The organism is Mycetocola sp. Y719, from assembly GCF_056713205.1.
Window position 1 is genome coordinate 360,077 of the sequence record NZ_JBWYGY010000001.1, and the last position, 24,183, is coordinate 384,259.

Genomic DNA, 24,183 nt, shown 5'->3' on the forward strand with positions numbered 1-24,183 from the left:
GGGAAAGGTCGTCCGGGTGAACCCCGGACGACCTCGTCGGTTATGACAGTAGCAGCAGCCCGGAGGTCTTCTCGCGAGCGGTCACGAAACGTTCAGAGACGTTCTCCCAGTTGGTGATGTTCCAGAACGCCTTGACGTAGTCGGCACGGACGTTCTTGTAGTCGAGGTAGTAGGCGTGCTCCCAGACGTCGAGAAGCAGGACGGGGACAGTGCCCGCGGCGAAGTTCGACTGCTGGTCGAAGAACTGCTGGACGATGAGCTTCTGCCCGATCGAATCCCAGACGAGGGCGGCCCATCCTGAGCCCTGCACGCCGAGCGCTGCAGCGGTGAAGTGGGCGCGGAACTTGTCGAACGAACCGAAGTTGTCGTCGATCGCAGCGGCGAGTTCGCCGGTGGGCTTGTCTCCGCCGTTGGGCGAGAGGTTGGTCCAGAAGATCGAGTGGTTGACGTGTCCGCCCAGGTTGAACGCGAGGTCCTTCTGGAGCTTGTTCACGTTGGCGAGGTTGTCCGAGTCGCGAGCTTCAGCGAGCTGTGCGAGGGCGGTGTTCGCACCAGTCACGTATGCCTGGTGGTGCTTCGAGTGGTGCAGTTCCATGATGGCCCCAGAGATGCTCGGCTCGAGTGCCGAGTAGTCGTAACCGAGGTCAGGGAGGGTGTAATCAGCCATTGTTTCTCTCCTCTTCTTGTGCCGCTGGCCGCTGTTGGCGCGGCTGTGAACGACCTTTCCAGTCTAGTCAGGTCGTTCAGGACATCGGCGCGTGCGTGCCAACTGTGACGGATCAGACGTCGTCGAGGTCAGGCGGCAGGTTCGCATCCGTGCCGGGGAGCCCGAGGTCCTGTGCCCGTTTGTCTGCCATGGCGAGGAGGCGACGGATCCGGCCGGCGATGGCATCCTTCGTCATGGGCGGGTCGGCGTGGTGACCGAGCTCGTCGAGGCTCGAGTCCCGGAATCGCAGGCGGAGCTCCCCCGCGTACCTGAGGTGCTCGGGGATGTCGTCTGCCAGGATCTCCATGGCGCGTTCGACCCGCGCGCACGCCGCGACTGCTGCCTGTGCCGAGCGGCGCAGGTTGGCGTCGTCGAAGTTGACGAGGCGGTTGGCTGTCGCCCGGACCTCACGACGCTGCCGGAGGTCCTCCCACGCCTTCACCGTGGCATGCGCTCCCATGAGCACGAGCATGGCGCTGATCGCTTCGCCGTCACGGATGACGACACGGTGCACGCCGCGGACTTCTCGCGCTTTCGAGGCGACACCGAGGCGACCTGCTGCGCCGACGAGCGCCATGGCGGATTCGTTGCCCGGGCATGTGATCTCCAGCGCGGCGGAGCGGCCGGGATCGGTGAGGGTGCCCGCTGCGAGGAACGCGCCGCGCCATACGGCGGCGAGCTCGGCCCTCGTGCCCGTGGTGAGCCGGTTGGGCAGGCCGCGGATCGGGCGGCGTCGTGCGTCGAGCAGTCCGGTCTGCCTGGCGAGAGTCTCCCCGCCGTCCTGGACCCGCACGAGATAGCTCTCCCCGCGGCGGGTGCCTGAGCCGCTGATCATGCTGACTTCGCTGCGGACGCCGTACAGTTCGGCGAGATCCTTGCGGATGCGACGGGCCAGCTGCGGAGTGTCGAGTTCGCTCTCAATGGCGATGCGACTCGAGATGAGGTGGAGTCCGCCGCTGAAGCGCAGGATCGAGGTGAGCTCCGCTGCCCGCACGGCCGTCTTCGCTTCCACGATTCCGGCCAGTTCTTCTTTGACCTCAGCAGTCAGTGCCAATCGTTGTCCCATCTCGTGTGTTCATGTGTGATCGTCTGTGCCGCTGGTCTACTCGCGACCGAGGTCGCGATGCTTGACGCTGACGGCGACACCGGGCTGCTCAGCGAGTTTGTCGGCGAGCTTCAGTGCGAGCGCGACCGAGCGATGCTTTCCGCCGGTGCACCCGATTGCGAAGGTGGCGAATCGTTTGTTCTCCCGCTGGTAACCGGCAAGAACCGGTGCGAGTGCCGCAGCATAGCTGTCCAGGAACTCCCTGGCGCCCGGCTGGTTGAGTACGAAGTCGCTGACTTCGGCGTCCAGTCCAGTATGCGCCCGCAAGTCGGGAACCCAAAACGGGTTGGGCAGGAACCGGGCGTCCGCGACTGTGTCCGCGTCAGAGGGAAGGCCGTACTTGAAGCCGAAACTCATCACTGTGAGTTTCACGCCCGGCGTGCCCTCAGCGGCGAACAGTTCGGATGTCTTCGTGGCCAGCTGGTGAACGTTGAGGTCGGAGGTATCGATGACGATGTCGCTGGATTCACGGATGGTGGCGAGCCTGGCACGCTCACTGGTGATTCCGTCGAGGATGGTGCCGCCGCCCTGCAGCGGGTGCGGGCGACGCACCGCGTCGAACCGGCGCACGAGTGCGGCATCCGTGGCATCGAGGAAGACGACCCGGAGTTTCGTGCCCGAGCGCAGCGACTGGATCATCTGCTGCAGGTCGCTGAAGAAGTCACGGCCGCGGACGTCGACGACGGCAGCAATCCTGGGCAGAGCACCCTCGGCGCGTTCCGCCAGGTCGATCAGAGGCCTGAGCATCTGCGGAGGAAGGTTGTCGACCACGTACCAGTCCAGGTCTTCCAGGGCGTTGGCCACTGTGGAGCGGCCGGCACCCGACATGCCCGTGACGATCAAGACTTCCTGCTGAGGGATCGGCTGGTCCACCGGTTTCCTGCACTTTCGATTTGCTCGCGCAGCCTGATGCGGCTGCTCCCCCAGCCTACCGACTGTTCAACTGGGCGTGGATTGTCGTCGCCAGCGCCGGGCCGATGCCGGCGACCTCGGTGATCGCCTCAGGCGCCGCCTGGCGCAGCTTGGCGACCGAGCCGAAATGACGCAGCAGGGCCTTGACCCGCGCCGGCCCGAGGCCGGGGATGTCTGCGAGCACGCTCGAGATGTCCTTCTTGCGTTTGGTGCGCTGGTAACTGATGGCGAAGCGGTGTGCTTCGTCGCGGACCCGCTGGAGCAGGAACAGGGCCTCGGAGTTGCGCGGGAGGATCACCGGGTAGTCGTTGTCAGGCAGCCAGATCTCCTCGAGCCGCTTGGCCATGCCTGCCAGCTGGATGTCCGTCCTGCCGGATTCGACGAGGGCGCGCTGGGCTGCCTGCACCTGCGGTTGCCCGCCATCGACGATGAGAAGCTGGGGCGGATACGCGAACTTGCGCGGCTTCGACACCCCGTCTGCACCGGTTTCATCGACGTCTGGTTCGGGTTCCGGGTCGGTGAGGTAGGCCAGCCGGCGGGACAGCACCTGGTAGATCGACTCGGTATCGTCGCTCGACTCGGCGATTCCGAAGCGCCGGTACTGGTCCTTCCTCGGCAGTCCGTCCTCGAAGACGACCATGGATGCCACGATGTTCGTGCCCGACAGGTGCGAGACGTCGAAGCATTCGATGCGCAACGGTGCCTGATCCATCCCGATGGCATCCTGGATGTCGGTGAGCGCCTGGGAACGCGCGACGAAATCGGCGCTTCGCCTGGTCTTGTAGAGCATCAGCGAGTTCTTCGCGTTGATCTCGGCGGTCTGCATGAGAGCGGCCTTCTCGCCGCGCTGGGCGGTGTGCAGCCTGACCTTGCCCTTGCCTCGCAGGCCGGCGAGCCAGGTCTCCAGCTCGGCGGAATCCTCTGGGAGCTCAGGCACGAGGATCTCACGGGGGATGTCGACGATTCCGCCGGAGTCGTATGCCCGCTGCAGGACGCTGTCGACGAGTTCAGCGGTCGACAGGTCGAGCTCCTTGTCCACGGTCCAGGACCGCACACCGCGGATCCTGCCCGAGCGGACGATGAACTGCTGCACGGCGGCGGACAGTTCGTCGTGGGCGAGTCCGAACAGGTCGGCGTCGACCGAGTCCTTCAACACGACGGCGCTCTTGTCGAGCACGGCCTCGAGCGCCTGGAGACGGTCGCGGTACCTGGCCGCCGACTCGTAGTCCTGCACGGCAGCGGCCTCACGCATCCGTTTCGTGGCCTCCGTGACGAAGCGTTTGTCGTTACCGTTCATGAAGCTGACGAAATCGTCGACCATCGCGCGGTGTTCCTCGATGGTCACGCGCCCGGAGCACGGGCCGCCGCAGCGCCCGATCTGACCGGGGAAACACGGGCGTCCTGACTGCATGGCCCGCTTGTAACTGGAGTCAGAGCAGGTGCGGATCGGGAACGCCTTGATCATCAGGTCGATGGTCTCGTGCACCGCCCAGATCTTCGGGTACGGGCCGAAATACTTTGCCCCTCGGATGCGCGGGTTGCGGGTGACGAGCACCCGTGGAGCCTCATCCCCGAGGGTCACCGCGAGGTAGGGGTACGTCTTGTCGTCGCGGAACTTGACGTTGAACGGCGGCTCGAACTCCTTGATCCAGGTGTACTCCAGCTGGAGGGCGTCGATGTCGCTGCCCACGACGGTCCATTCGACGCCGGTCGCGGTGGTAACCATCCGCCTGGTGCGTTCGTGCAGACTCGGCAACGGGGCGAAGTAGTTGCTGAGCCTCGCCCTGAGATTCTTCGCCTTGCCGACGTAGAGCACCCGACCGGTGTCGTCGCGGAACCGGTAGACACCCGGGCTCGTCGGAATCTCGCCTGGGCGTGGCCGGTAGGCCAGAGCCGATCTCACCTATCCGGCCTTACGGGCGACGATCTCGCCGGCCTCCAGGACTTCCTTGAGGTAGTACCCGGTGTGGCTCTTCTTCACGTTGGCGAGCTTTTCAGGTGTTCCGGTGGCGAGCACGCGGCCACCGCCTGCACCGCCCTCGGGACCGAGGTCGATCAGCCAGTCCGCCGATTTGATCACGTCGAGGTTGTGCTCGATGACGATGACCGTGTTTCCCTTGTCGACGAGGCTGTTGAGCACGAGGAGGAGCTTACGCACGTCTTCGAAGTGGAGTCCAGTGGTCGGTTCGTCGAGAACGTATACGCTGCGGCCGTTCGTCCGCTTCTGGAGTTCGGTCGCCAGCTTCACCCGCTGTGCTTCACCGCCGGAGAGTGTCGTGGCGCTCTGGCCGAGACGCACATAGCCGAGGCCGACTTCGACCAGGGTCTTGAGATAGCGGTGGATCGAGGTGATCGGCTCGAAGAACTCCGCAGCCTCAGCGATGGGCATGTCGAGCACTTCAGCGATGTTCTTGCCCTTGTAGTGCACCGAGAGGGTGTCGCGGTTGTACCGTGCTCCCCCGCACACCTCGCACGCCACGTAGACGTCGGGAAGGAAGTTCATCTCGATCTTGATCGTGCCGTCGCCTGCGCACGCCTCACAGCGCCCGCCCTTGACGTTGAAGCTGAACCGGCCAGGAAGGTAACCGCGGGTCTTGGCCTCGATCGTTTCGGAGAACAGGTTCCTGATGCGGTCGAAAACGCCGGTGTATGTCGCCGGGTTCGAGCGCGGTGTGCGGCCGATCGGCGCCTGGTCGACATGGATCACTTTGTCGAGCTGTTCGAGTCCGGTGACACGCGTGTGCTTGCCGGGGACCTTGCGCGCCCCGTTGAGCTTGTTCGCGAGGACGCGGTAGAGCACGTCGTTGACCAGTGACGATTTGCCCGAGCCGCTGACGCCGGTGACGGCCGTGAACGTGCCGAGCGGGAAATCGACGGTGACCTTGCGCAGGTTGTTCGCCTCGGCGCCGACCACAGTGATCATGCGTTCGGGATCGATCGGCCGGCGGGTCTCGGGGATGCCGATCTCCTTGCGCCCCGACAGGTAATCGCCGGTGAGCGACCGAGTGTTCGTGACCAGGTCTTCGTACGAGCCCGAGTGGACCACTTTTCCGCCGTTGACCCCTGCGCCTGGGCCGATGTCGACGATCCAGTCTGCCGTCCGGATGGTGTCTTCGTCGTGTTCGACGACGATGAGGGTGTTTCCGAGGTCACGCAGGGTGACCAGGGTCTGAATGAGACGGCGGTTGTCGCGCTGGTGCAGGCCGATGCTCGGTTCGTCGAGCACGTAGAGCACACCGGTGAGCCCTGAACCGATCTGGGTGGCCAGGCGGATGCGCTGCGCCTCACCTCCGGACAGTGAACCGGCGTTGCGGGAGAGGTTCAGGTAGTTGAGCCCGACCTGGATGAGGAAGTCGAGGCGCACCTTGATCTCGCGGAGCACCTGGGCGGCGATCATGCCCTCCCGGTCGCTCAGCTCCATCCGGTCCATGAACGCTCGGGCGTCGCTGAGGCTCAGCTCGGCGACATCTGCGATGTTCGCGCCGTGGATGAGGACGCTCAGCACCTCAGGCTTGAGCCGCTTGCCCTCGCACACCGGGCAGGGGATCTCGCGGAGGTATTCGGCCCAGCGGGCACGCTGCACATCGGTCTCGGCCTGCGCGTATTGACGCTCGATGTACGGCATCACGCCCTCGAACCCGGAGGTGTAGCTCACCTCACGGCCGTAGCGGTTCTTCCACTTGACCTTGACCTTGAAGTTCTCGCCGCGGAGGACAGCCTCCTGCACGTTCTTCGGCAGCTTCTTCCACGGGGTCTTGAGGGAGAAGCCGAGGTCACGGGCCAGACCCTCGAGAAGCTTCTCGTAGTACTGGTAGAGACCCTTGCCCTGAGTCGTCCACGGGATGATCACGCCGTCGTTGATGCTCAGTTCTGAGTCGCCGATCAGGAGTTCCTGGTCGACGGACATCCGCGTGCCGAGGCCGGAGCACTCCGGGCAGGCGCCGAACGGCGCGTTGAAGCTGAACGTGCGCGGTTCGATCTCGGTGAGTTGCAGCGGGTGGTTGTTCGGACAGGACAGTTTCTCGCTGTATGAGCGGATCGAGTCAGGACCCTCTTCGTCGACAAGCTTGATCTGGACCAGTCCGTCGGTCAGGCCGAGGGCGGTCTCGAGGGAATCCGTGAGCCGGCTGAGGGCGTCTGGCCCGGCGACGAGGCGGTCGACGACGACGGAGATGTCGTGCTTGTACGACTTCTTCAGGACCGGTGGCTCGTTCAGCTGGATCTGCTCGCCGTCGACGAGGGCACGAGCAAAGCCCTTTGCCGCGAGCTCCTTGAAGAGGTCGACGAACTCGCCCTTCTTCTGTGAGACGACGGGGCTCATCACCATGTATCTGGTGCCCTGCTCGAGTTCCATCAGCTGGTCGGCGATCTGCTGCACGGTCTGACGTTGGATCGGCTCACCGCACACGGGGCAGTGCGGCACGCCGATCCGTGCCCAGAGGAGGCGCATGTAGTCGTAGACCTCGGTGATCGTGCCGACCGTGGAGCGCGGGTTTCGGTTCGTCGACTTCTGGTCGATCGACACGGCGGGGCTCAGGCCCTCGATGAAGTCGACGTCTGGCCGGTCGACCTGGCCGAGGAACTGGCGGGCGTACGCCGAGAGGGATTCGACGTAGCGTCGCTGCCCCTCGGCGAAAATCGTGTCGAAGGCGAGCGACGACTTGCCCGATCCGGACAGGCCCGTGAACACGACGAGCGAGTCCCTCGGGATGTCGAGGTCGACGTTGTGCAGGTTATGCACGCGGGCACCGCGGACGCTGAGTTTTGAGGCTGAATTTACCTTCGAAATTGACACCCATTGAGTCTACGTCGACCCACTGACATCACCGTCCCCGGGGTGGACAATGAGCTATGGACCCGTATGCGGCCAAGCGGGACAGGATGGTGTCGGAGCAGATCGCTGCGCGTGGCATCCGTGACGAACGCGTGCTGGAAGCGATGCGACGCGTCCCGCGGGAGGAGTTCGTGCTGAGGAACTCCCGGGCGAGCGCGTATGAAGATCACCCGCTCCCGATCGGTGACGGGCAGACGATCTCGCAACCGTACATCGTCGCGCTGACCGTCGAGGCCGCACGGGTCGACGAAACATGTTCCGTGCTCGACGTCGGCACAGGCTCGGGCTATGCGGCCGCCGTGATGGCCGAGATCGCCGGAGACATCGTCTCGATCGAACGTCACGAGGGCCTGGCCTCTGCTGCCAGCCGCGTGCTCGAGCGGCTCGGCTACTCCAACGTCACGGTCGTCGTCGGCGACGGAACGCTGGGCTGGCCGGATGCAGCGCCATACGACGCGATCATGGCCGCGGCGGCCGCGCCGCGGGTTCCAGCGCCGTGGCTCGACCAGGTGCGCGTGGGAGGCCGGCTCGTGATGCCCGTCGGGACGCCGGGGTTCGGCCAGCGACTGCAGCGGATCACGAGGACGGATGGCACGCCCCTGGTCGACGATCTCGGAGGCGTCACTTTCGTCCCGCTCATCGGAGCACACGGAGTCGGAGCGCCGATGTTCGAGGAACGGGACGACTGACCCGTGAGGTCAGCCCAGGTGTCCGGCCTTCTCCATCTGCCTGAGGTCGCGTTTCAGGTCAGACAGTTCGTCACGGAGCCGCCCGGCCAGCTCGAACTTCAGCTCGGCGGCGGCGGCCAGCATCTGGTCGTTGAGGTCGGCGATGATTCCCTCAAGTTCTGCGGCGCCCTCTGACGCGATGCCCTCGCGCCGCAGTCGCGGTGTCGGGCTCTTCTTGCGAGAGTCGCGGTTCGCCAGCATCGCAGCCGTGTCTGCGCCCTCCCGAGCAAGAGCATCCGTGATGTCTGCGATTTTCTTGCGCAGCGGGGTCGGGTCGATGCCGTTCTCGACGTTGTACGCCACTTGCTTCTCACGGCGCCTGTCTGTCTCTTCGATCGCACGCTTCATCGAGTCGGTGAGCACGTCTGCGTACATGTGCACCTCGCCGGACACGTTGCGGGCCGCGCGTCCGATGGTCTGGATGAGCGACGTGGATGACCGGAGGAAACCCTCCTTGTCTGCGTCGAGGATCGCGACGAGCGAGACCTCCGGAAGGTCGAGGCCCTCACGGAGGAGGTTGATCCCGACGAGGACGTCGTAGACACCTGAGCGGAGTTCGCTGAGCAGTTCGACCCGGCGGAGGGTGTCGACGTCTGAGTGCAGGTACCTCACCCGCACGCCGGCTTCGGTGAGGAAGTCGGTGAGTTCCTCGGCCATCTTCTTCGTCAGAGTGGTGACCAGGACGCGTTCGTCACGACCGGCACGGAGGCGGATCTCCTCGAGCAGGTCGTCGATCTGGCCCTTCGACGGCTTCACGACGATCTGCGGGTCGACGAGGCCCGTTGGCCGGATGATCTGTTCGACGATGCCGTCGGCGATCCCCATCTCGTACCGGCCCGGGGTCGCGGACAGGTAGACGGTCTGGCCGACCCTGTCCTTGAACTCATTCCACTTGAGCGGGCGGTTGTCGAGGGCGCTCGGCAGCCGGAAACCGTGCTCGACCAGGGTGCGCTTGCGCGAAGAGTCGCCTTCGTACATCGCCCCGATCTGCGGAACGGTGACGTGGGACTCGTCGATGACGACGAGGAAGTCGTCGGGGAAATAGTCGATGAGGCAGTGGGGTGCCTGACCTGGTGACCTGCCGTCCATGTGGCGCGAATAGTTCTCGATGCCGGAGCAGAAGCCGATCTGCTGCATCATCTCCAGGTCGAAGCTCGTCCGCATCCGCAGTCGCTGGGCTTCGAGCAGCTTGCCCTGGCGCTCGAGTTCGGTGAGCCGCTCCCCCAGTTCCTCCTGGATGGTGCCGATGGCGCGCTGCATGGAGTCCGTGCTCGCGACGTAGTGGGAACCGGGGAACACGGACACCGAGTCGAGTTTGCGGACGACGTCGCCGGTGAGCGGATGCAGCGAGTACAGTCCCTCGATCTCGTCACCGAACATCTCGATCCGGATCGCCAGTTCTTCGTACACAGGGATGATCTCGATCGTGTCGCCGCGCACACGGAAGTTGCCGCGGGAGAAGTCGACGTCGTTGCGGTTGTACTGCATCGAGATGAATTTGCGGATCAGCCAGTCGCGGTCGACCCGCTGGCCGACCTGCAACGCCATCATGGCGTTGAGGTATTCCTCCGGCTTGCCGAGTCCGTAGATGCAGGAGACCGTCGAGACGACGATCACGTCTCGCCGGCTCAGCAGCGAGTTGGTCGTCGAGTGGCGGAGACGCTCGACCTCGGCGTTCACAGACGAGTCCTTCTCGATGAAGGTGTCGGTCTGGGGCACGTAGGCCTCTGGCTGGTAGTAGTCGTAGTACGAAACGAAATACTCGACCGCATTGTTCGGCATCAGTTCGCGGAACTCATTGGCGAGTTGGGCGGCGAGGGTCTTGTTGTGGGCAAGAACGAGAGTCGGTCGCTGCACGGCCTCGATCAGCCAGGCCGTCGTCGCGGACTTGCCGGTTCCTGTGGCACCGAGCAGAACGACATCCGTCTCGCCGGCGTTGATCCGGCCGCTCAGTTCGGCGATCGCCTTGGGCTGGTCGCCGCTGGGGGTGTATTCGCTGATGACCTCGAACGGGTGCACAGAGCGCGTGGGTTGCATGCTTCGAGTCTAGGCACGTCCACTGACATCGAAGCGTGCGGCAGGTGTGAGGTAACCCGGCCACGCGGATGCCGGTCGGCACGTCGAGGTGCCCCGACGTGCGGTCCGACCCGCGACTGGACGACCTTGTGGGGCAACTCGATCGCCTTGACAGCCGATGGGGGAAACTCGCCTCATCCCGGGTGCGGCATCGACGACCCGAAACCCCGGGTCAGCGCGACGAAGAGGACCGGGCCAGGTCCCAGAGCGCGTCTGCCTGCTCGACGGTGGCGTCGATCGTTCCATCCGTGTCGATGACGCGGTCGGCGACGGCGAGCCGTTCGTCGTCGCTGGCCTGCGATGCGATGCGCCTGCGGGCCTCTTCGGGAGACATCCCACGCATGCCGACGAGGCGGGAGATCCTCGTGTCTGGCGCGGCGCTGGCGACGACGACGAGGTCGAAGGCGTGCGGGACCTGCGCTTCGACGAGGAGGGGGACGTCGTAGACGACAACGGCGTCGGGATCCGCCTCTTCGGCGGAGGCGATCCGACGGGCTGTGAGTTCGCGCACAGCCGGATGGACGATGGCGTTGAGGGCCTGGAGGGCTTCGGGGTCGGAGAACACGATCCCGCCGAGTTCGGCGCGGTTGAGGCTGCCGTCATCGTTGAGGACGCCTGGCCCGAACCGCTCGACCACGGCCGCGAGGGCTGGGCTGCCGGGCTCGACCGCTTCGCGGGCGAGGACGTCTGCGTCGATGTGGACGGCACCACGTTCGGCCAGCCGACGTGCGATGGTCGACTTGCCTGAGGCGATTCCGCCGGTCAGGCCGATCAGGTACACGGAGTGGTCACCTGTGGGAGTCAGGCCGTCGGGACGAGGTGACCCTCGAGGTAGCCGACAGGAACGGCGCGGGCTTCGGCGAGAAGCCAGGGGTCACCGTCTGTGGAGGCGTCAAAGGCGAGGCGCTGCAGTGCGCGGGAGAGTTCGACGGCGACGTTCAGGTGGACGAGCCAGCGTTCGTCCGTCGGGAAGTCGAACTGTGAGAGCAGGTCGGCCAGTGCGGCGACGTACTCGTTCGACCCCTTGAGGTACTGTTCCTGGCTTTCCTCGTCGCCGAGGATCCTGTACTGGGTTGCCTTGAAGCCGGGGATGGTGCGCCTGGCCAGGACGGACGTGTCGGTCATGATGCCGAGCGCTTCCTGCCACGTCGTCGGTTCGGCGTCCAGGAGCTTGTCGATGCACAGAGCCACGTACTGGTCCTGCATGTACTGGTAGACGCCGAGCATGAGGGCGATACGGTCCGGGAAGAAGCGGTAGACGGTTCCGATGGCCATCTCGGCACGCTTGGCGACTTCGGCCGTCGTCACACCTGCGTGACCGGACTCGTCGATGATCTCGCCGCAGACACGGAGGATCGCCTCGAGACTCTGGCGGCTTCTTTCCTGTTGGGGGCTGTTCCTGAGTGACTTCTCATTCGAGATGTCAGTTGCCAGGTACTGCCGCAGAGAACCAACGTCCACGTCGTCCCTTCGAAGGTTGTGTCGTACGAGAAGCCGTCGCATTTCGCGGCACGGCCAACATTATCAGTCAGGGTGTTTTACGAAGCCCCCAACAAGCGGGTCAGGCGGGATCCGCCTGCACACACGTCGACTGGCCGGCCCCGTCAGGGACCGGCCAGTCGACGTGTTCGTGGTGCTTAGGAGTTGCTGGTCAGCTTCTCACGCAGAGCCGCGAGCGACTCGTCGTCCGCGAGGGTGCCGCTGCCGGCCGTCTCGCTGGAGAAGCTCGAGCCTGCTGACGGGGCGGAGGCAGCGACTGCCTCTTCCGTTGCGGCCGTAGCAACCTGCTTCTTGTGAGACTCCCAGCGAGCCTGGGCTGCAGCGTAGTCCTGCTCCCACTTCTCGCGCTGGGTGTCGAAGCCCTCTTTCCACTCGTTGGTCTCCGGGTCGAAGCCCTCAGGGTACTTGTAGTTGCCCTGGTCGTCGTACTCGGTGAGCATTCCGTAGAGTGCCGGGTCGAACTCGGTGCCTTCGGGGTCGACGCCTTCGTTGGCCTGCTTGAGGCTCAGCGAGATGCGACGGCGCTCGAGGTCGATGTCGATGACCTTGACGAACACCTCGTCACCGACGGAGACGACCTGCTCGGCCAGCTCGACGTGCTTGCCGCTGAGCTCGGAGATGTGCACGAGGCCCTCGATGCCGTCTGCGACGCGAACGAACGCACCGAACGGAACGAGCTTGGTGACCTTGCCCGGTGCAACCTGGCCGATGGCGTGGGTGCGGGCGAAGACCTGCCACGGGTCTTCCTGCGTCGCCTTGAGCGACAGGGAGACACGCTCGCGGTCGAGGTCGACTTCGAGGATCTCGACGGTGACCTCCTGGCCAACTTCGACGACCTCGGACGCGTGCTCGATGTGCTTCCAGCTGAGTTCGGAGACGTGGACGAGACCGTCGACGCCACCCAGGTCGACGAACGCACCGAAGTTGACGATCGACGAGACGATGCCCTTGCGGACCTGGCCCTTCTGGAGGTTGTTGAGGAACGTGGTGCGGCTCTCAGACTGGGTCTGCTCGAGCAGTGCACGACGCGACAGAACGACGTTGTTGCGGTTCTTGTCGAGTTCGAGGATCTTGGCTTCGATCTCCTGGCCGAGGTACGGCGTGAGGTCGCGAACCCGGCGAAGCTCGATGAGCGATGCGGGCAGGAAGCCACGGAGTCCGATGTCGACGATGAGGCCACCCTTGACGACCTCGATGACCGAACCGGTCACGACGCCATCGGTGTCCTTGATCTTCTCAACGTCGCCCCACGCACGCTCGTACTGTGCGCGCTTCTTGGACAGGATGAGGCGGCCTTCTTTGTCTTCCTTCTGGAGGACGAGGGCTTCGACCATGTCGCCGACCTGGACGACCTCGCTGGGGTCGACGTCGTGCTTGATGGAAAGTTCGCGAGAGGGGATGACACCCTCGGTCTTGTAGCCGACATCGAGGAGGACCTCGTCGCGATCGATCTTGACGACGGTGCCCTCGATGAGGTCTCCGTCGTTGAAGAACTTCAGTGTTTTCTCGACCGCGGCCAGGAAGTCTTCAGCCGATCCGATGTCGTTGATAGCGACCTGCTTGGCGGTCGTTGCGGTTGTCATGTAGTGGTTGCTCCAGTAAGGACTGATTTCAGGCCGACACGATCCTCGTCAATCAGGGATTGTCTGGGATGTTTCCGTGCACGGCGAACGGATAGAACGTCACAAAAGTGACATGTCAGTCTATCGGTTCGCGCTGGCGGTAAGCAACCTGCGTGAAACCGCGGGAATCGAGGGGCGATCAGCCGCCTGCCGGGGTCCGTGTTGCATTCAGAACGAGGTCGAAACTCACGTCAGGGGTCCCCCGGTAATTGAGGTGAACGGAGGCGGACAGCACGTTGGTCCCGGAGTTCAGGAGCGACGCAGGAACGCTGAACGTCGCCGGGGATGCGACCGCCGCGGACGTCCGTGGCGCCCCGAGCGGATAGGTGCTCGCCGTGATCGGGCCTGTCGGCATGTTCGATCGGCCGATCTCGACGCCGTTCAGGTAGACGACGACTCCGTCGTCTGCGCGGGTCGTCGCGGAGATCGCGGAGAGTTCCGAGATGTCAGCGAGGGTGAAGGTGTGGCGGAACAGCGCGGTTCTCGGACGGTTGCTTGTCGGCGGTGGGACGTCGATGTTCGTCTGGACGCCGGTGAAACCGAAGCCGAGCGGTGCGCGGCCGGTCGGCCACGCGGTGTCATCGAAGGCGAGGTTCGTCCAGCCGGCGGGCCAGGCAGTGTTGGAGTAGAGCCACGACCAGGTGGACCCTCCTGGAACCAGGACGACCGGCCCGCCGGTCGGCGGCTGTGCCGGAGTCGTTGCCGAGGCAGTGCCCGCTGTCGAGGTCAGCCCTGTCGTTCCGACGGCGACGACCGAGTAGGAGTACGTCGTCGACGGCGCCAGGCCGGTGTCGGCGAATGTCCTGGTCGGCTCTGTGGCCGTGCCGACCTGGCTGCCGTTGCGCAGGACGCGATACGACGCGGCCTGCGCTCCGGTGCCAGGCGCCCAGTCGACCCGGACGGCCGTCGGACTCGTCGCGGTCGCCGTGACCGCCGGAGCGCCAGGCGGGTCGGTCGTCGGCTGTGCCGGAGTCGTTGCCGAGGCAGTGCCCGCTGTCGAGGTCAGCCCTGTCGTTCCGACGGCGACGACCGAGTAGGAGTACGTCGTCGACGGCGCCAGGCCGGTGTCGGCGAATGTCCTGGTCGGCTCTGTGGTCGTGCCGACCTGGCTGCCGTTGCGCAGGACGCGATACGACGCGGCCTGTGGACCTGTGCCAGGCGTCCAGTCGACCCGGACCGCAGTCGGGCTCGTCGCCGTCGCCGTGACCGCCGGAGCGCCAGGTGGGACCTGTGCCGGTCCCCCTGTCGTCCGCTTGCCGGCGAGCGACAGTTCCATGCTGGCATCCGTGGTTCCCCGGTAGTTGAGGTGGACGGAGACGGCGACGACGTTGACGCCGTCCCTGAGCAGAGCGGGAGGGACGTCGAAGAGGACAGGTGCCGCGATTGCTGCGCTCGTCCGCGGAGCCGCCGTCGCGTATGTGGTGGTGCTCAGTGTTCCGGTGGGCAGGCTCCGCCGCCCCACCTCTGTGCCGTTGACCCACACGGCTGCGCCGTCGTCGGCGCGCGTAGAGATGACCATGTCGGAGTATTCGGATGCCGTGGCGAGCGTGAAGGAGTGCCGGAACAGCGCCGTGCGCGGCCTGTTCGAGGTCGGCGGGGGCACGTCGATGTTCGTGGCGATGGTCGTGCTACCGAATCCGAGCGGTGCCTGGCCAGCGGCCCATGCGCTGTCTGCGAAGGACGGACCCGTCCATCCGCTCGGCCACGCGTTCGAGGAGTACAGCCACTTCCAGCTCGACCCTGAGGGAATCACGGTGACCGGGTTGGTTGTGCCGGCCGGGGGTGGCAGGGTGACGGATGCCGTTCCGGCCGGCGAAGTCAGACCGGTCGGGCCGACCGCGACAACGGTGTAGTCGTGCTGGGAACCGGCGGCAAGGCCGGAGTCGGTGAAGGTTCGCGTCGGCTCGGTCACGGTCTGCGGTGCCCCACCGTCACGGCTGACCCGATATTCGACCGCTGCGGGACCGGCCCCAGGGGTCCAGTCGACGCGCGCCGTGGTGCTGTCGACGGCCGTCGCGGTCACGGTCGGACGTCCGGGCGGCACTGGGGTGGGTTCGCCACCCTGGCGGAGCGCCGTCATGACGAGGTCGAAACTGAGGTCGGCTGTCCCACGGTAGTTGACGTGCACGGATGCCGTGACGACGTTGGTGCCGTTCTGCAGCAGCGCTGCGGGAACCGTGAACACAGCAGGTGCAGCGGTTGCCGCGTTCGTGCTCGGCGCTGCCGTGGCGTATGTCGCGTTGGTGATGGTTCCCGTCGGCATGTTCTTCCTGCCGACCTCGACGCCGTTCACACTGACGACGAGGCCGTCGTCAGCGCGCGTGGTGAGACTGACTCCGCTCAATTGAGCGGCATCCGCCACCTGGAAGGTGTGCCGGAAGAGCGCACTTCTTCCCCGGTTCGAGGTCGGTGGGGGCACGTCGATGTTCGTCGTCCTGCCGTTGTTGCCGAAGCCGAGGACGGCGTTCCCCCTCGCCCAGCTGCCGTCGGCGAACCCCGTGGTCGACCAGCCGGCAGGCCAGGCGACGTTCTGGTACCACCAGGCCCATTCGCCGCCGCCGCGCACGAGCAGTTCCCGCTCGCCTGAGCTGGCAGGCGACATGTCGTAATTGAGGCTGAACTCACTATCCGCGTCCGTTTCGAACCTGCCCAGCGTCGGCGAGTAGGTCTTCGCTGCGATCGTTCCCGCGGTGGGACTGAACGTGTAGTACCGCATCCAGCCGTCCCCGCCGTTGATGCGGGACTGGTAGTCGGAGAGAATCTGGTGCACCGGCTGACCGCACGCGTTCGGGTCGGTGCGGTTAGCTTCGCCTTCGTCACCGTCGTGCCAGTGCCCGTTGAGGACGAGGAAGATGTTGCAGTTGTCGTAGATCAGCTCGTTCCAGACCTGCACGGCCGAGTTGATGCCCGGGTCGCTGCGCACTGTGGTGTTCGAGCGGCTCCCACCGGTCGTGATGAACCCGTGGGTGGAGATGATGGCGCGCCGGTCCGGGTACGCGTCGAGCACCTTCTGCGCCCAGTCGAGGGTGTAGTCCGGCGATTCGAATTCGAGGTTGATCAGGACGAAGTCCATGCCGCCTGCGGTCAGCAGGCCGAAGTTGTCCTTGTTCTTGCGGTCGACGGGGTCCGGGCCGAACAGATTCTGGCCGAGGTATCCGCCGTATGAGGCCTCAGGCGAGTTCCAGGATGCCCCTGAATACCTGCTCGGAGGGAAGTACGTGTCGTATGTGGTCGCCTCACCGGTGACGATGTTCATGTCGTGATTGCCCGGCAGCACGCTGTTCGGAACGCCCGCGTCGTCGAGGACCTTCATGTACTTGCTTGCCCGATTCCAGTGATTCACGTTCGGCCACGACTCGACGAGGTCGCCCAGCTGCGTCACCCACGCGATATTGAGGTCGTCCTGGTTCTCGACGATCCAGTCGACCTGGTCCTCGAACTTCGACTCGTTGGTGGCGGACACTGTGTAGCCCTGCGTGTCAGGGATCACGGCGATGGTGAAGTCCTCGCCCGGCGGAGGCGGATCGGCCGCGAAGGCCGGTGCTGTCGGAACTGCGAGGGCGATGATCAGGGCCGGGATGCATGCCGCCCGAAGCAGCGCCAGACGGGAACGGGCTTCGCCCGGCTGTCCGACCATGGAAACTCCTGCCGTCCTGCGCCCGGAAAGGGTCACTGGTGTCAGGAGTAGTCCCCCATCGGGGTGGCACACCAGTCCCCCAAGTGAGGGACACTCACGTTTGGGAGGCGGTCAGTCGCGAGGGGCGCGCTCCCGGAGAGCCGCGACGAAATTGCCGACGGCATCCGGATCCGAGTGAAGGAACAGCGACGGTTCGAAGAGCTCGGCTTCGAGCACCAGCGGGCCCTTCACCGGATCGTCGACCACGTCGATGCGGGCATAGAGCGGAAGAGACTCCGCGTCGCTCAGGCCTCTGTCGGCCAGGACGGCGCGGATCGCGGTGACGAGCGCATCACAGACCGCCCGTTCGTCCGCGGACGGATCGACGCCGGCAACGACCTCCGTGTACACGCCGCCGAGCAGCCCGCCGCCGACGGCGAGCAGCGGACCCTTCGAGATGGCGTGGCTGAACCGGCCGTTGAAGTAGAGAAGCGCGTGTTCGCCGTGTTCCTGGACGCCGTCGATCGCCGGCTGGACCATCACCGTCTTCCCGAGGTCGAGGATCAGGTCGGCGAGGACCAGGGCCGCGGGATCGCCGACGTCGAACAGGCCGGTGTTCTGCGAACCGGCGGAGACGGAGGGCTTGATGACCAGTCGGGTCGCGTCGATGGCAGCGCATGCTGTTTCGACCTCGGCGTGCGTGTTGCAGAACGTGGTGGGGACGAGGGGGACGTCCGAGACGGCCGCGATGTCGCGCAGGTAGGTTTTGTCGATATTCCAGCGGATCAGGTCGGGGGCGTTCAGGACCGTGGTGACGGCCGCAACCGAGTCGAGCCAGTCGAGGAACTCCCTCGGACGTTCCGGGTAGTCCCACGGCGAACGGATGACCACCAGGTCGAAGTCCTGCCAGACGATCGACGGGTCAGTCCAGAGCACAATCCTGGCCGGGATGCCTGCGACGGCCAACGCATCGGTGAGCAGGGGAAGATCGTGGTCGGTGTAGACGGGGTCTGTGATTCCATGGCTGACGAGGGCGATCCTGGACATCTGGTTCTTTCGGGTTCAGGCGGGAAGCGGGCTGTCGAGCGTACGGGCCCTCGGCGAGACGATCGACCGGAGGGCGGGCTCGAGGTCCGGGTGCGCGAATTCGTACCCGGCGGCGGTGAGCCGTTCAGGAACGACCCAGCGGCTCTTCAGGACGAGTTCGGTCTCACTCCGGATGACCGCGGTTCCCAGTTCGAGCATCCAGCGTGTGGTCGGCAGCCCGAACGGCATCCCGAGTGTGCGGCGCAACGCCGCCATCAAGCCGCGGTTGTCAGTGGGGTTGGGTGCAGCGGCATTGACGATGCCGTCGATGTCGTCGGTCTCGCGGAGGAACCGGATGATGCGCTCGACGTCGTCGACGTGGATCCAGCTGAACTTCTGCCGGCCCGCTCGCGCTCCGAAGGCGTGGTAGGTCCCCGCCGCCAGGCGGCTCCGTGATGCGGGCCAGCGGCCGTCGCGCTGGGTGCCGCCGAGGCCGAACCTCGTGAGCAGTCGCAGCGGCGTCAGTGCGCTTCCATCGCCGAGGACGATGGCGAGCCTCAGCGCCACGCGACGGGTGCCTGGGAGGTCGTTGGCGAAGAACTCCTCTTCCCAGGCGCGGGCGATGCCGACGCTGAACCCGGTGCCGAGGTCGCCCGTCGATTCGGTCATCGGCCGGTCTTCAGCGTGCCGGTAGATCGTCGCCGTCGATGAGTTCACCCAGAGCGCCGGTGGCGCGATGCATGCCCGGACGGCGGCGTTCAGTTCCCTGGTCGTCTCCACGCGGGATCGGAGGATTTCTGCGCGGTTGGCCGGCGTGTACCGGCAGTTGACGCTCTTCCCCGCCAGATTGATGAGAAGGTCTGCTCCGTCGAGAAGACGGGTGATCCGAGCGGTGTCGCCCCAGACGGCATCCGCAGAGCCGCGCCCGACAGTGCTCACCGTGGCGCCGTCGGCCCGGAACCCGGCGACGAGATGATGGCCCAGGAAGCCGGAGGCCCCGGCGATGACGATGCGATCGGTCACGACGGATCTCCCCCACTGCTGACGGAATACCGGAAGGCCCCGCTGTACTGATAGAGCCTACCGACGAGTGGCGCGTCGATCGTGACGGCGACCTGCTGCATCGTCGTCGCGTCGTCGAACCGTTCGGTCAGTCGGACCACAGGGGCCAGGCCGTGCGGGATCGGGATGGCGAGGGTTCCGAGATGGATGACGACGCGGGTGGATCTGAGGTGGAGTCCGCCGTCCACGACGCGGGAGCTGAAGGCGGCCTCGATCAGGCCACCGGATCCGAGACGGTCGACCAGCCCTCCCGGTTGTGCCGAGATGACGTCGATCATGTCCCTGGAACCGTGGTCAAAGCTGAACCGACGCACCGCGCTCACTGCCGGCCGGCCGCCGGCATCCGCCGGCGTGTTGGTGACCGTGAACGGCACGTCGCGTTCCCACACCGGGAAGACGACACCGGCCAGTCCGAGCAGCCACAGCGCGGGCCAGAGCCAGCGCCTTGACGTGCCGACGACGTCGAACACACCGTTCCCCGTGCCGATGCTCCCGGACGGGATCGTCGAGAAGTAGGCGTGCAGGCGTGGATGCAGCCCCGCGAACTCCGGCCCGAGGATGCGTTCGTACGGAGACAGCGCAGGCGCAGGAGCCGGATCAGTCGGCAAGGAGGGTGCGCTTCAACGTGTCGAGTCCGACTCCGCCGAGGTCGAGTGCCTTCCGGTGGAACGCCTTGATGTCGAAGCTCGCGCCCTCGCGGCGCGCGTACTCGTCGCGCAGCTGCTCCCAGATCCGCTGGCCGACCTTGTAGGAAGGCGCCTGGCCGGGCCAGCCGAGGTACCGGTTGACCTCGAAGCGGACGAATCCGTCGTTCATGTTGACGTTCTTCCTGAGGAAGGCGAACGCGTCGTCAGCGGTCCACGGGCGACTGCCGTCCGGGAGCGGCTTCTCCAGGTGTACGCCGATGTCGAGAACGACCCTGGCTGCACGCATCCGCTGGCCGTCGAGCATGCCCAGCCGGTCGGCGGGGTCGTCGAGGTAACCGAGCTGCTCCATCAGCCGTTCGGCGTACAGTGCCCAGCCCTCGGCGTGTCCTGACGTGCCTGCAAGCTGCCGACGCCAGGTGTTCAGTTTCGCGCGGTTGTAGACGGCCTGGCCGATCTGCAGGTGATGCCCTGGAACGCCCTCGTGGTAGACGGTGGTGAGTTCGCGCCAGGTGTCGAACTCGGTGACACCCTCTGGGACCGACCACCACATCCGGCCTGGCCTGGAGAAGTCATCCGTCGGCCCGGTGTAGTAGATCCCACCCTCCTGGGTGGGCGCGATCATGCACTCGATGGTGCGGATCTCCTCGGGGATGTCGAACTGGCTGCGGCCCAGTTCTTCGACGGCTCTGTCACTGGTCTCCTGCATCCACTTCTGCAGAGCGTCCGTGCCGTGCAGCTTGCGGCTGGGGTCTCCGTCGAGGAACGCGATCGCTTCCTCGACGCTCGCACCTGGCTTGATCTCCCTGGCGATCGACTCCTGCTCGTCGACCATGCGGGCGAGCTCGTCGATGCCCCACTCATAGGTCTCGTCCAGGTCGATCGTGGCCCCGAGGAACCTGCGGGACTGGAGCGCGTAGATCTCGCGCCCGACGGCATCCTTCTCCTGGGCGACGGGTTCGAGTTCGTGGGCGAGGAAGTCGGCCAGCGAGCGGTATGCCACGGCGGCCTGCCCGGCGTTGACAGCGAGGTCTGAGGCGAGGGATGCGGGGAGCTGGCCCTTCTCCGGAGCCGCCGTCGCCGCGAGCTCCATGAAGAATCCTTCGTCGGCGCCGTACTTCTTCGCCTGCTCGAAGACCTCGCGGACCTGGCGTTTCGCCGGGGTGATCCCGCGCTCGATACCGAGGCGGAGAGTTTCGACGTAGCCGGCGACCGCAGCAGGGAGGGCCTTCAAGCGGGACGAGACGTCATCCCAGTCGTCGACGGTCGACGTCGGCATGATGTCGAAGATCTCCCGGATGCCCTGGGCAGGTGAGGCGATGACGTTGAGGTCGCGCAGCTGAAGCTGCGCGTCCGAACTCTCCAGGTCGAGGCGGAGCTCGTTGGTGAGGTCTGTCTTCGTGACCTCGTCGATGCTGTCGACGGGCGTTGCGGCGTCGAGCGCGGCCAGCACCTTCTTCACTTCGCCGATGTACCGGTCATGACCGGCAGGTGACAGGTCGCCGAACCGGCTGTTCGCTTCGGTCCTGCCGATGTATGTTCCGAGCAGGGGATCGAGTTCGACGAGCGTGTCGACCCAGTCTTCGGCGATCGCGTCGACGGCGGACGGAGTGCGCTGCGGTTCAGTCATGGAGTCGAGCCTACGACAGCGGCGACCGCGCGTCACGGAATCCGGTCAGTGCGCTGCGGCGTCCCAATCGTGCCCGCGACCGACGTGCACGTCGAGCGGCACGGTCAGGTCGGCGGCGTTCGCCATCCGGGCGCGGACGATCGTCTCCAGGTCGTCCCACTCCCCCTGCACGACCTCGAAGATGAGCTCGTCGTGGACCTGCATGAGCATGCGGGAACCCAGACCGGCCGCGGCGACGTCTGCCTCGATGTTGACCATGGCGATCTTCATGATGTCGGCCGCCGAGCCCTGAATCGGCGCGTTGAGAGCCGCCCGCTGAGCATTGTCCCTCAGCACCCGGTTGGGGCTTTTCAGGTCGGGGAACGGACGCCGCCTGCCGAAGATGGTCGTCGTGTAGCCGTCGTCCACGGCCTGCTCGACGACGTTGCGCAGGTAATCGCGCACGGCGCCGAATCGGGCGAAGTAGTCGCTCATGAGCTTCTTGGCCTCGGACGAGTCGATGCGCAGCTGCTTGGAGAGGCCGAAGGCACTGAGTCCGTAGGCGAGGCCGTACGACATCGCCTTGACCTTGGTGCGCATCTCGTTTGTCACGTCTGCCGGCTCGACGCCAAAGATCCGCGCACCGACGAACCGGTGGAGGTCCTCGCCGGACCGGAAGGCCTCGATCAGCCCTTCGTCACCGGAGAGGTGCGCCATGATGCGCATCTCGATCTGGGAGTAGTCGGCGGTGAGCAGCGTCTCGTACCCGGCGCCGGCTTCGAACGACGCGCGGATGCGCCTGCCCTCTTCGGTGCGGACGGGAATGTTCTGCAGGTTGGGGTCCGTGGACGAGATCCGGCCGGTCGTCGTGCCCGTCTGCACGTAGCTCGTGTGGACGCGGCCGTCGTCTGCGATCGCCTTGTCGACGGTTTCGACGATCTGACGCAGCTTGGTGGCGTCGCGGTGTTCGAGCAGGAGCCCGAGGAACGGATGCGGATTGGATGCCTGCAGATCGGCCAGCGCGCCGGCATCCGTCGAATAGCCGGTCTTGTTGGCTCGGGTCTTCGGCATGTCGAGCTCGTTGAACAGCACCTCCTGGAGCTGCTTGGGCGAGCCCAGGTTCACCTCGTGACCGATGATGGCGTATGCCCGCGACGCGAGATCGGCAGCCTTCGCTCCGAGCTCGGCGGACAGCTCGGTCAGCTGTTCGTGGTTGACGGTGACGCCGCGCAGTTCGATGTCGACGAGGGTGAGCAGCGTCGGCATCTCGATGTCACGGAGAACCTTGAGCGAACCATCGTCGAGTGCCTCGGTCAGCGGGGCGACGAGGCGGACGGTGTACCAGGCCTCGAGCGGAGCCGTCGCCGGGTCGTCGAGCGACAGCTGGTTGGGGTCCGACTTCGGGACAGACTCGTCGAGATACCGGGAGACGAGGTCAGCGAGGGTCTTCTCTGTTCCGCTCGGGCGGAGGAGCCAGCCGGCGATGTGGGTGTCGAACGCGATGCCGTCGAAGGCGAGGCCGGCCGACGTCAATGCCTTCAGTTGCCGTTTCGCATCCGTCATCACCTTGGGAGCGTCGCTGGCGAGCCAGGCTTCGAACGGTGCATAGTCAGCGCGGCCCTGCTGCCACGCGAGAGCGACGGACTCGGTCGGTGTGGCGATTCCGACACCGACGGGCTTGCCTTCGAAGACGTCGATGGAGAGCCCGAGGCCCGTGGGGTTCGCCGTGGTCGCGCGTGTCAGCCAGGCGCCGAGCTCCTCGTCGAGCAACTGCTGTGCGGCCGGGATCTTCGCGGCACCCACGCGAACGGAGGGGATCCCTGTGGACTCCTCGTCGAGCCCCTCGGCCTTGAGGAGGCGATCGAGCATCGTGCGGAATTCGAGTCGCGCGAAGATCTCGCGGACGGCCTCTTCGTCGATCTGGCGCTTCTCGAGCGAGTCGAGGGTGACGGGAAGCTCGACATCGGTGAGCAGGTGGTTGAGCCTGCGGTTGCGGATCGCGTTCTCTTTGTGCTCGCGGAGGCTCTCCCCCACCTTGCCGCCGATCTTGTCGGCGTTCTCGAGGATCCCGTCGAGGGTGCCGTACAGGTTGAGCCACTTCACGGCGGTCTTCTCGCCGACCTTCGGGACTCCGGGGAGGTTGTCGCTCGTCTCACCGACGAGAGCGGCGACCTCCGGGTACTGGTGTGGCTGGATGCCGTAGCGTTCCATCACCTTGGCGGCGTCGTACCTGGTCAGGTCTGAGACCCCCATGCGCGACGGGTAGAGCAGGGTGACGTCGTCGTTGACGAGCTGGATCGTGTCGCGGTCTCCGGAGACGACGAGGACGCGATAGCCCTGTTCCCTGCCCTGGACGGAGAGGGTGGCGAGGATGTCGTCTGCCTCGTAGTCCTCGATCGAGATCGTGGTGATGTTCATTGCAGCAAGGGCGTCCTGGAGCAGGGGAACCTGACCGATGAACTCCGACGGAGTCTCGCCTCTGGTGCCCTTGTAGTCCGGGTACTCACGGGTGCGGAAGCTGAACCGCGAGATGTCGAACGCCACGGCGATGTGGGTCGGCTTGTGGTCTCGGATGAGGTTGATGAGCATCGCGAGGAAGCCGTGGATCGCGTTGGTGTGCTGGCCGTCCTTCGTGGAGAAACTGTCCACAGGCAGGGCGTAGAACGCCCGGAATGCGAGGGAATGACCGTCAATGACGAGGAGGGTAGGCTTTTCGTTGTCCGACACCACCCCAGCCTACAAG

The 24,183-nt window shown here is 65.6% G+C and carries 16 protein-coding genes; 1 reads left to right on the forward strand and 15 read right to left on the reverse strand.

The window, feature by feature from the left end; all coding sequences use genetic code 11:
• Window positions 1–40 precede the first annotated feature (40 nt).
• From AC1M0F_RS01600 to uvrA, 5 genes are all read right to left on the reverse strand, one after another.
• A complete protein-coding gene (locus AC1M0F_RS01600; RefSeq protein ID WP_480236457.1) occupies window positions 41–667 on the reverse strand; it encodes a superoxide dismutase in 627 nt (208 codons plus the stop codon).
• 112 nt (window positions 668–779) lie between these two features.
• Window positions 780–1,760 (reverse strand): DNA-binding protein WhiA, encoded by a 981-nt coding sequence (whiA, locus tag AC1M0F_RS01605; RefSeq protein ID WP_480236458.1) that lies wholly within the window; start codon window positions 1,758–1,760, stop codon window positions 780–782.
• A 48-nt stretch (window positions 1,761–1,808) separates the two neighbouring features.
• Window positions 1,809–2,684: an RNase adapter RapZ gene (gene rapZ, locus AC1M0F_RS01610; protein ID WP_480236459.1), complete on the reverse strand. Its 876-nt coding sequence runs from the start codon at window positions 2,682–2,684 to the stop codon at window positions 1,809–1,811.
• Between the two features lie 55 nt (window positions 2,685–2,739).
• Complete coding sequence (uvrC, locus tag AC1M0F_RS01615) at window positions 2,740–4,626, reverse strand: excinuclease ABC subunit UvrC (RefSeq protein WP_480236460.1); 1,887 nt, start codon at window positions 4,624–4,626, stop codon at window positions 2,740–2,742.
• Window positions 4,627–7,518 (reverse strand): excinuclease ABC subunit UvrA, encoded by a 2,892-nt coding sequence (uvrA, locus tag AC1M0F_RS01620; protein ID WP_480236461.1) that lies wholly within the window; start codon window positions 7,516–7,518, stop codon window positions 4,627–4,629.
• A gap of 56 nt (window positions 7,519–7,574) precedes the next feature.
• On the opposite strand from uvrA, the gene AC1M0F_RS01625 reads away from it, so the two are divergent.
• On the forward strand, window positions 7,575–8,246 hold the full coding sequence (locus AC1M0F_RS01625) for a protein-L-isoaspartate(D-aspartate) O-methyltransferase (protein WP_480236462.1): 672 nt from the start codon (window positions 7,575–7,577) through the stop codon (window positions 8,244–8,246).
• 9 nt (window positions 8,247–8,255) lie between these two features.
• Here AC1M0F_RS01625 and uvrB read toward each other — a convergent pair whose 3' ends face one another.
• The 10 genes from uvrB to polA all read right to left on the reverse strand — a co-directional run bounded on the left by uvrB (window position 8,256) and on the right by polA (window position 24,167).
• Window positions 8,256–10,322 carry an excinuclease ABC subunit UvrB gene (uvrB, locus tag AC1M0F_RS01630; protein WP_480236463.1) on the reverse strand — a complete coding sequence of 689 codons (2,067 nt, stop codon included), beginning with the start codon at window positions 10,320–10,322 and terminating at the stop codon, window positions 8,256–8,258.
• Between the two features lie 211 nt (window positions 10,323–10,533).
• Window positions 10,534–11,142 (reverse strand): dephospho-CoA kinase, encoded by a 609-nt coding sequence (gene coaE, locus AC1M0F_RS01635; protein WP_480236464.1) that lies wholly within the window; start codon window positions 11,140–11,142, stop codon window positions 10,534–10,536.
• Between the two features lie 20 nt (window positions 11,143–11,162).
• The gene (locus tag AC1M0F_RS01640) at window positions 11,163–11,822 is read right to left on the reverse strand and encodes a TetR/AcrR family transcriptional regulator (protein WP_480236465.1); all 660 of its coding nucleotides are present in this window, start codon (window positions 11,820–11,822) and stop codon (window positions 11,163–11,165) included.
• Between the two features lie 176 nt (window positions 11,823–11,998).
• A complete protein-coding gene (gene rpsA / locus AC1M0F_RS01645; RefSeq protein WP_480236466.1) occupies window positions 11,999–13,444 on the reverse strand; it encodes a 30S ribosomal protein S1 in 1,446 nt (481 codons plus the stop codon).
• Between the two features lie 178 nt (window positions 13,445–13,622).
• Window positions 13,623–17,120 carry a hypothetical protein gene (locus AC1M0F_RS01650; RefSeq protein WP_480236467.1) on the reverse strand — a complete coding sequence of 1,166 codons (3,498 nt, stop codon included), beginning with the start codon at window positions 17,118–17,120 and terminating at the stop codon, window positions 13,623–13,625.
• 111 nt (window positions 17,121–17,231) lie between these two features.
• Window positions 17,232–18,146 (reverse strand): ATP-grasp domain-containing protein, encoded by a 915-nt coding sequence (locus AC1M0F_RS01655; RefSeq protein WP_480236468.1) that lies wholly within the window; start codon window positions 18,144–18,146, stop codon window positions 17,232–17,234.
• Window positions 18,147–18,161: 15 nt separating this feature from the next.
• Window positions 18,162–19,148, reverse strand: a complete 987-nt coding sequence (locus tag AC1M0F_RS01660; protein WP_480236469.1) for an epimerase — start codon at window positions 19,146–19,148, stop codon at window positions 18,162–18,164.
• Complete coding sequence (locus AC1M0F_RS01665; RefSeq protein WP_480236470.1) at window positions 19,145–19,795, reverse strand: DUF4166 domain-containing protein; 651 nt, start codon at window positions 19,793–19,795, stop codon at window positions 19,145–19,147. Before AC1M0F_RS01665 ends, AC1M0F_RS01660 begins: the two co-directional genes overlap by 4 nt.
• Window positions 19,785–21,461, reverse strand: coding sequence for a DUF885 domain-containing protein (locus AC1M0F_RS01670; RefSeq protein WP_480236471.1), 1,677 nt, complete (start codon window positions 21,459–21,461; stop codon window positions 19,785–19,787). Before AC1M0F_RS01670 ends, AC1M0F_RS01665 begins: the two co-directional genes overlap by 11 nt.
• 45 nt (window positions 21,462–21,506) lie before the next feature.
• Window positions 21,507–24,167, reverse strand: coding sequence for a DNA polymerase I (gene polA / locus AC1M0F_RS01675; RefSeq protein ID WP_480236472.1), 2,661 nt, complete (start codon window positions 24,165–24,167; stop codon window positions 21,507–21,509).
• Window positions 24,168–24,183: the final 16 nt, after the last annotated feature.

Excerpts from the sequence above, each read along its gene's own strand:
- AC1M0F_RS01600 (WP_480236457.1), bottom strand. The coding sequence starts at position 667 with ATGGCTGATTACACCCTCCCTGACCTCGGTTACGACTACTCGGCACTC.
- AC1M0F_RS01625 (WP_480236462.1), top strand. The coding sequence starts at position 7,575 with ATGGACCCGTATGCGGCCAAGCGGGACAGGATGGTGTCGGAGCAGATC.
- uvrB (WP_480236463.1), bottom strand. The coding sequence starts at position 10,322 with ATGCAACCCACGCGCTCTGTGCACCCGTTCGAGGTCATCAGCGAATAC.
- rpsA (WP_480236466.1), bottom strand. The coding sequence starts at position 13,444 with ATGACAACCGCAACGACCGCCAAGCAGGTCGCTATCAACGACATCGGA.
- AC1M0F_RS01650 (WP_480236467.1), bottom strand. The coding sequence starts at position 17,120 with ATGGTCGGACAGCCGGGCGAAGCCCGTTCCCGTCTGGCGCTGCTTCGG.
- AC1M0F_RS01655 (WP_480236468.1), bottom strand. The coding sequence starts at position 18,146 with ATGTCCAGGATCGCCCTCGTCAGCCATGGAATCACAGACCCCGTCTAC.
- AC1M0F_RS01670 (WP_480236471.1), bottom strand. The coding sequence starts at position 21,461 with ATGACTGAACCGCAGCGCACTCCGTCCGCCGTCGACGCGATCGCCGAA.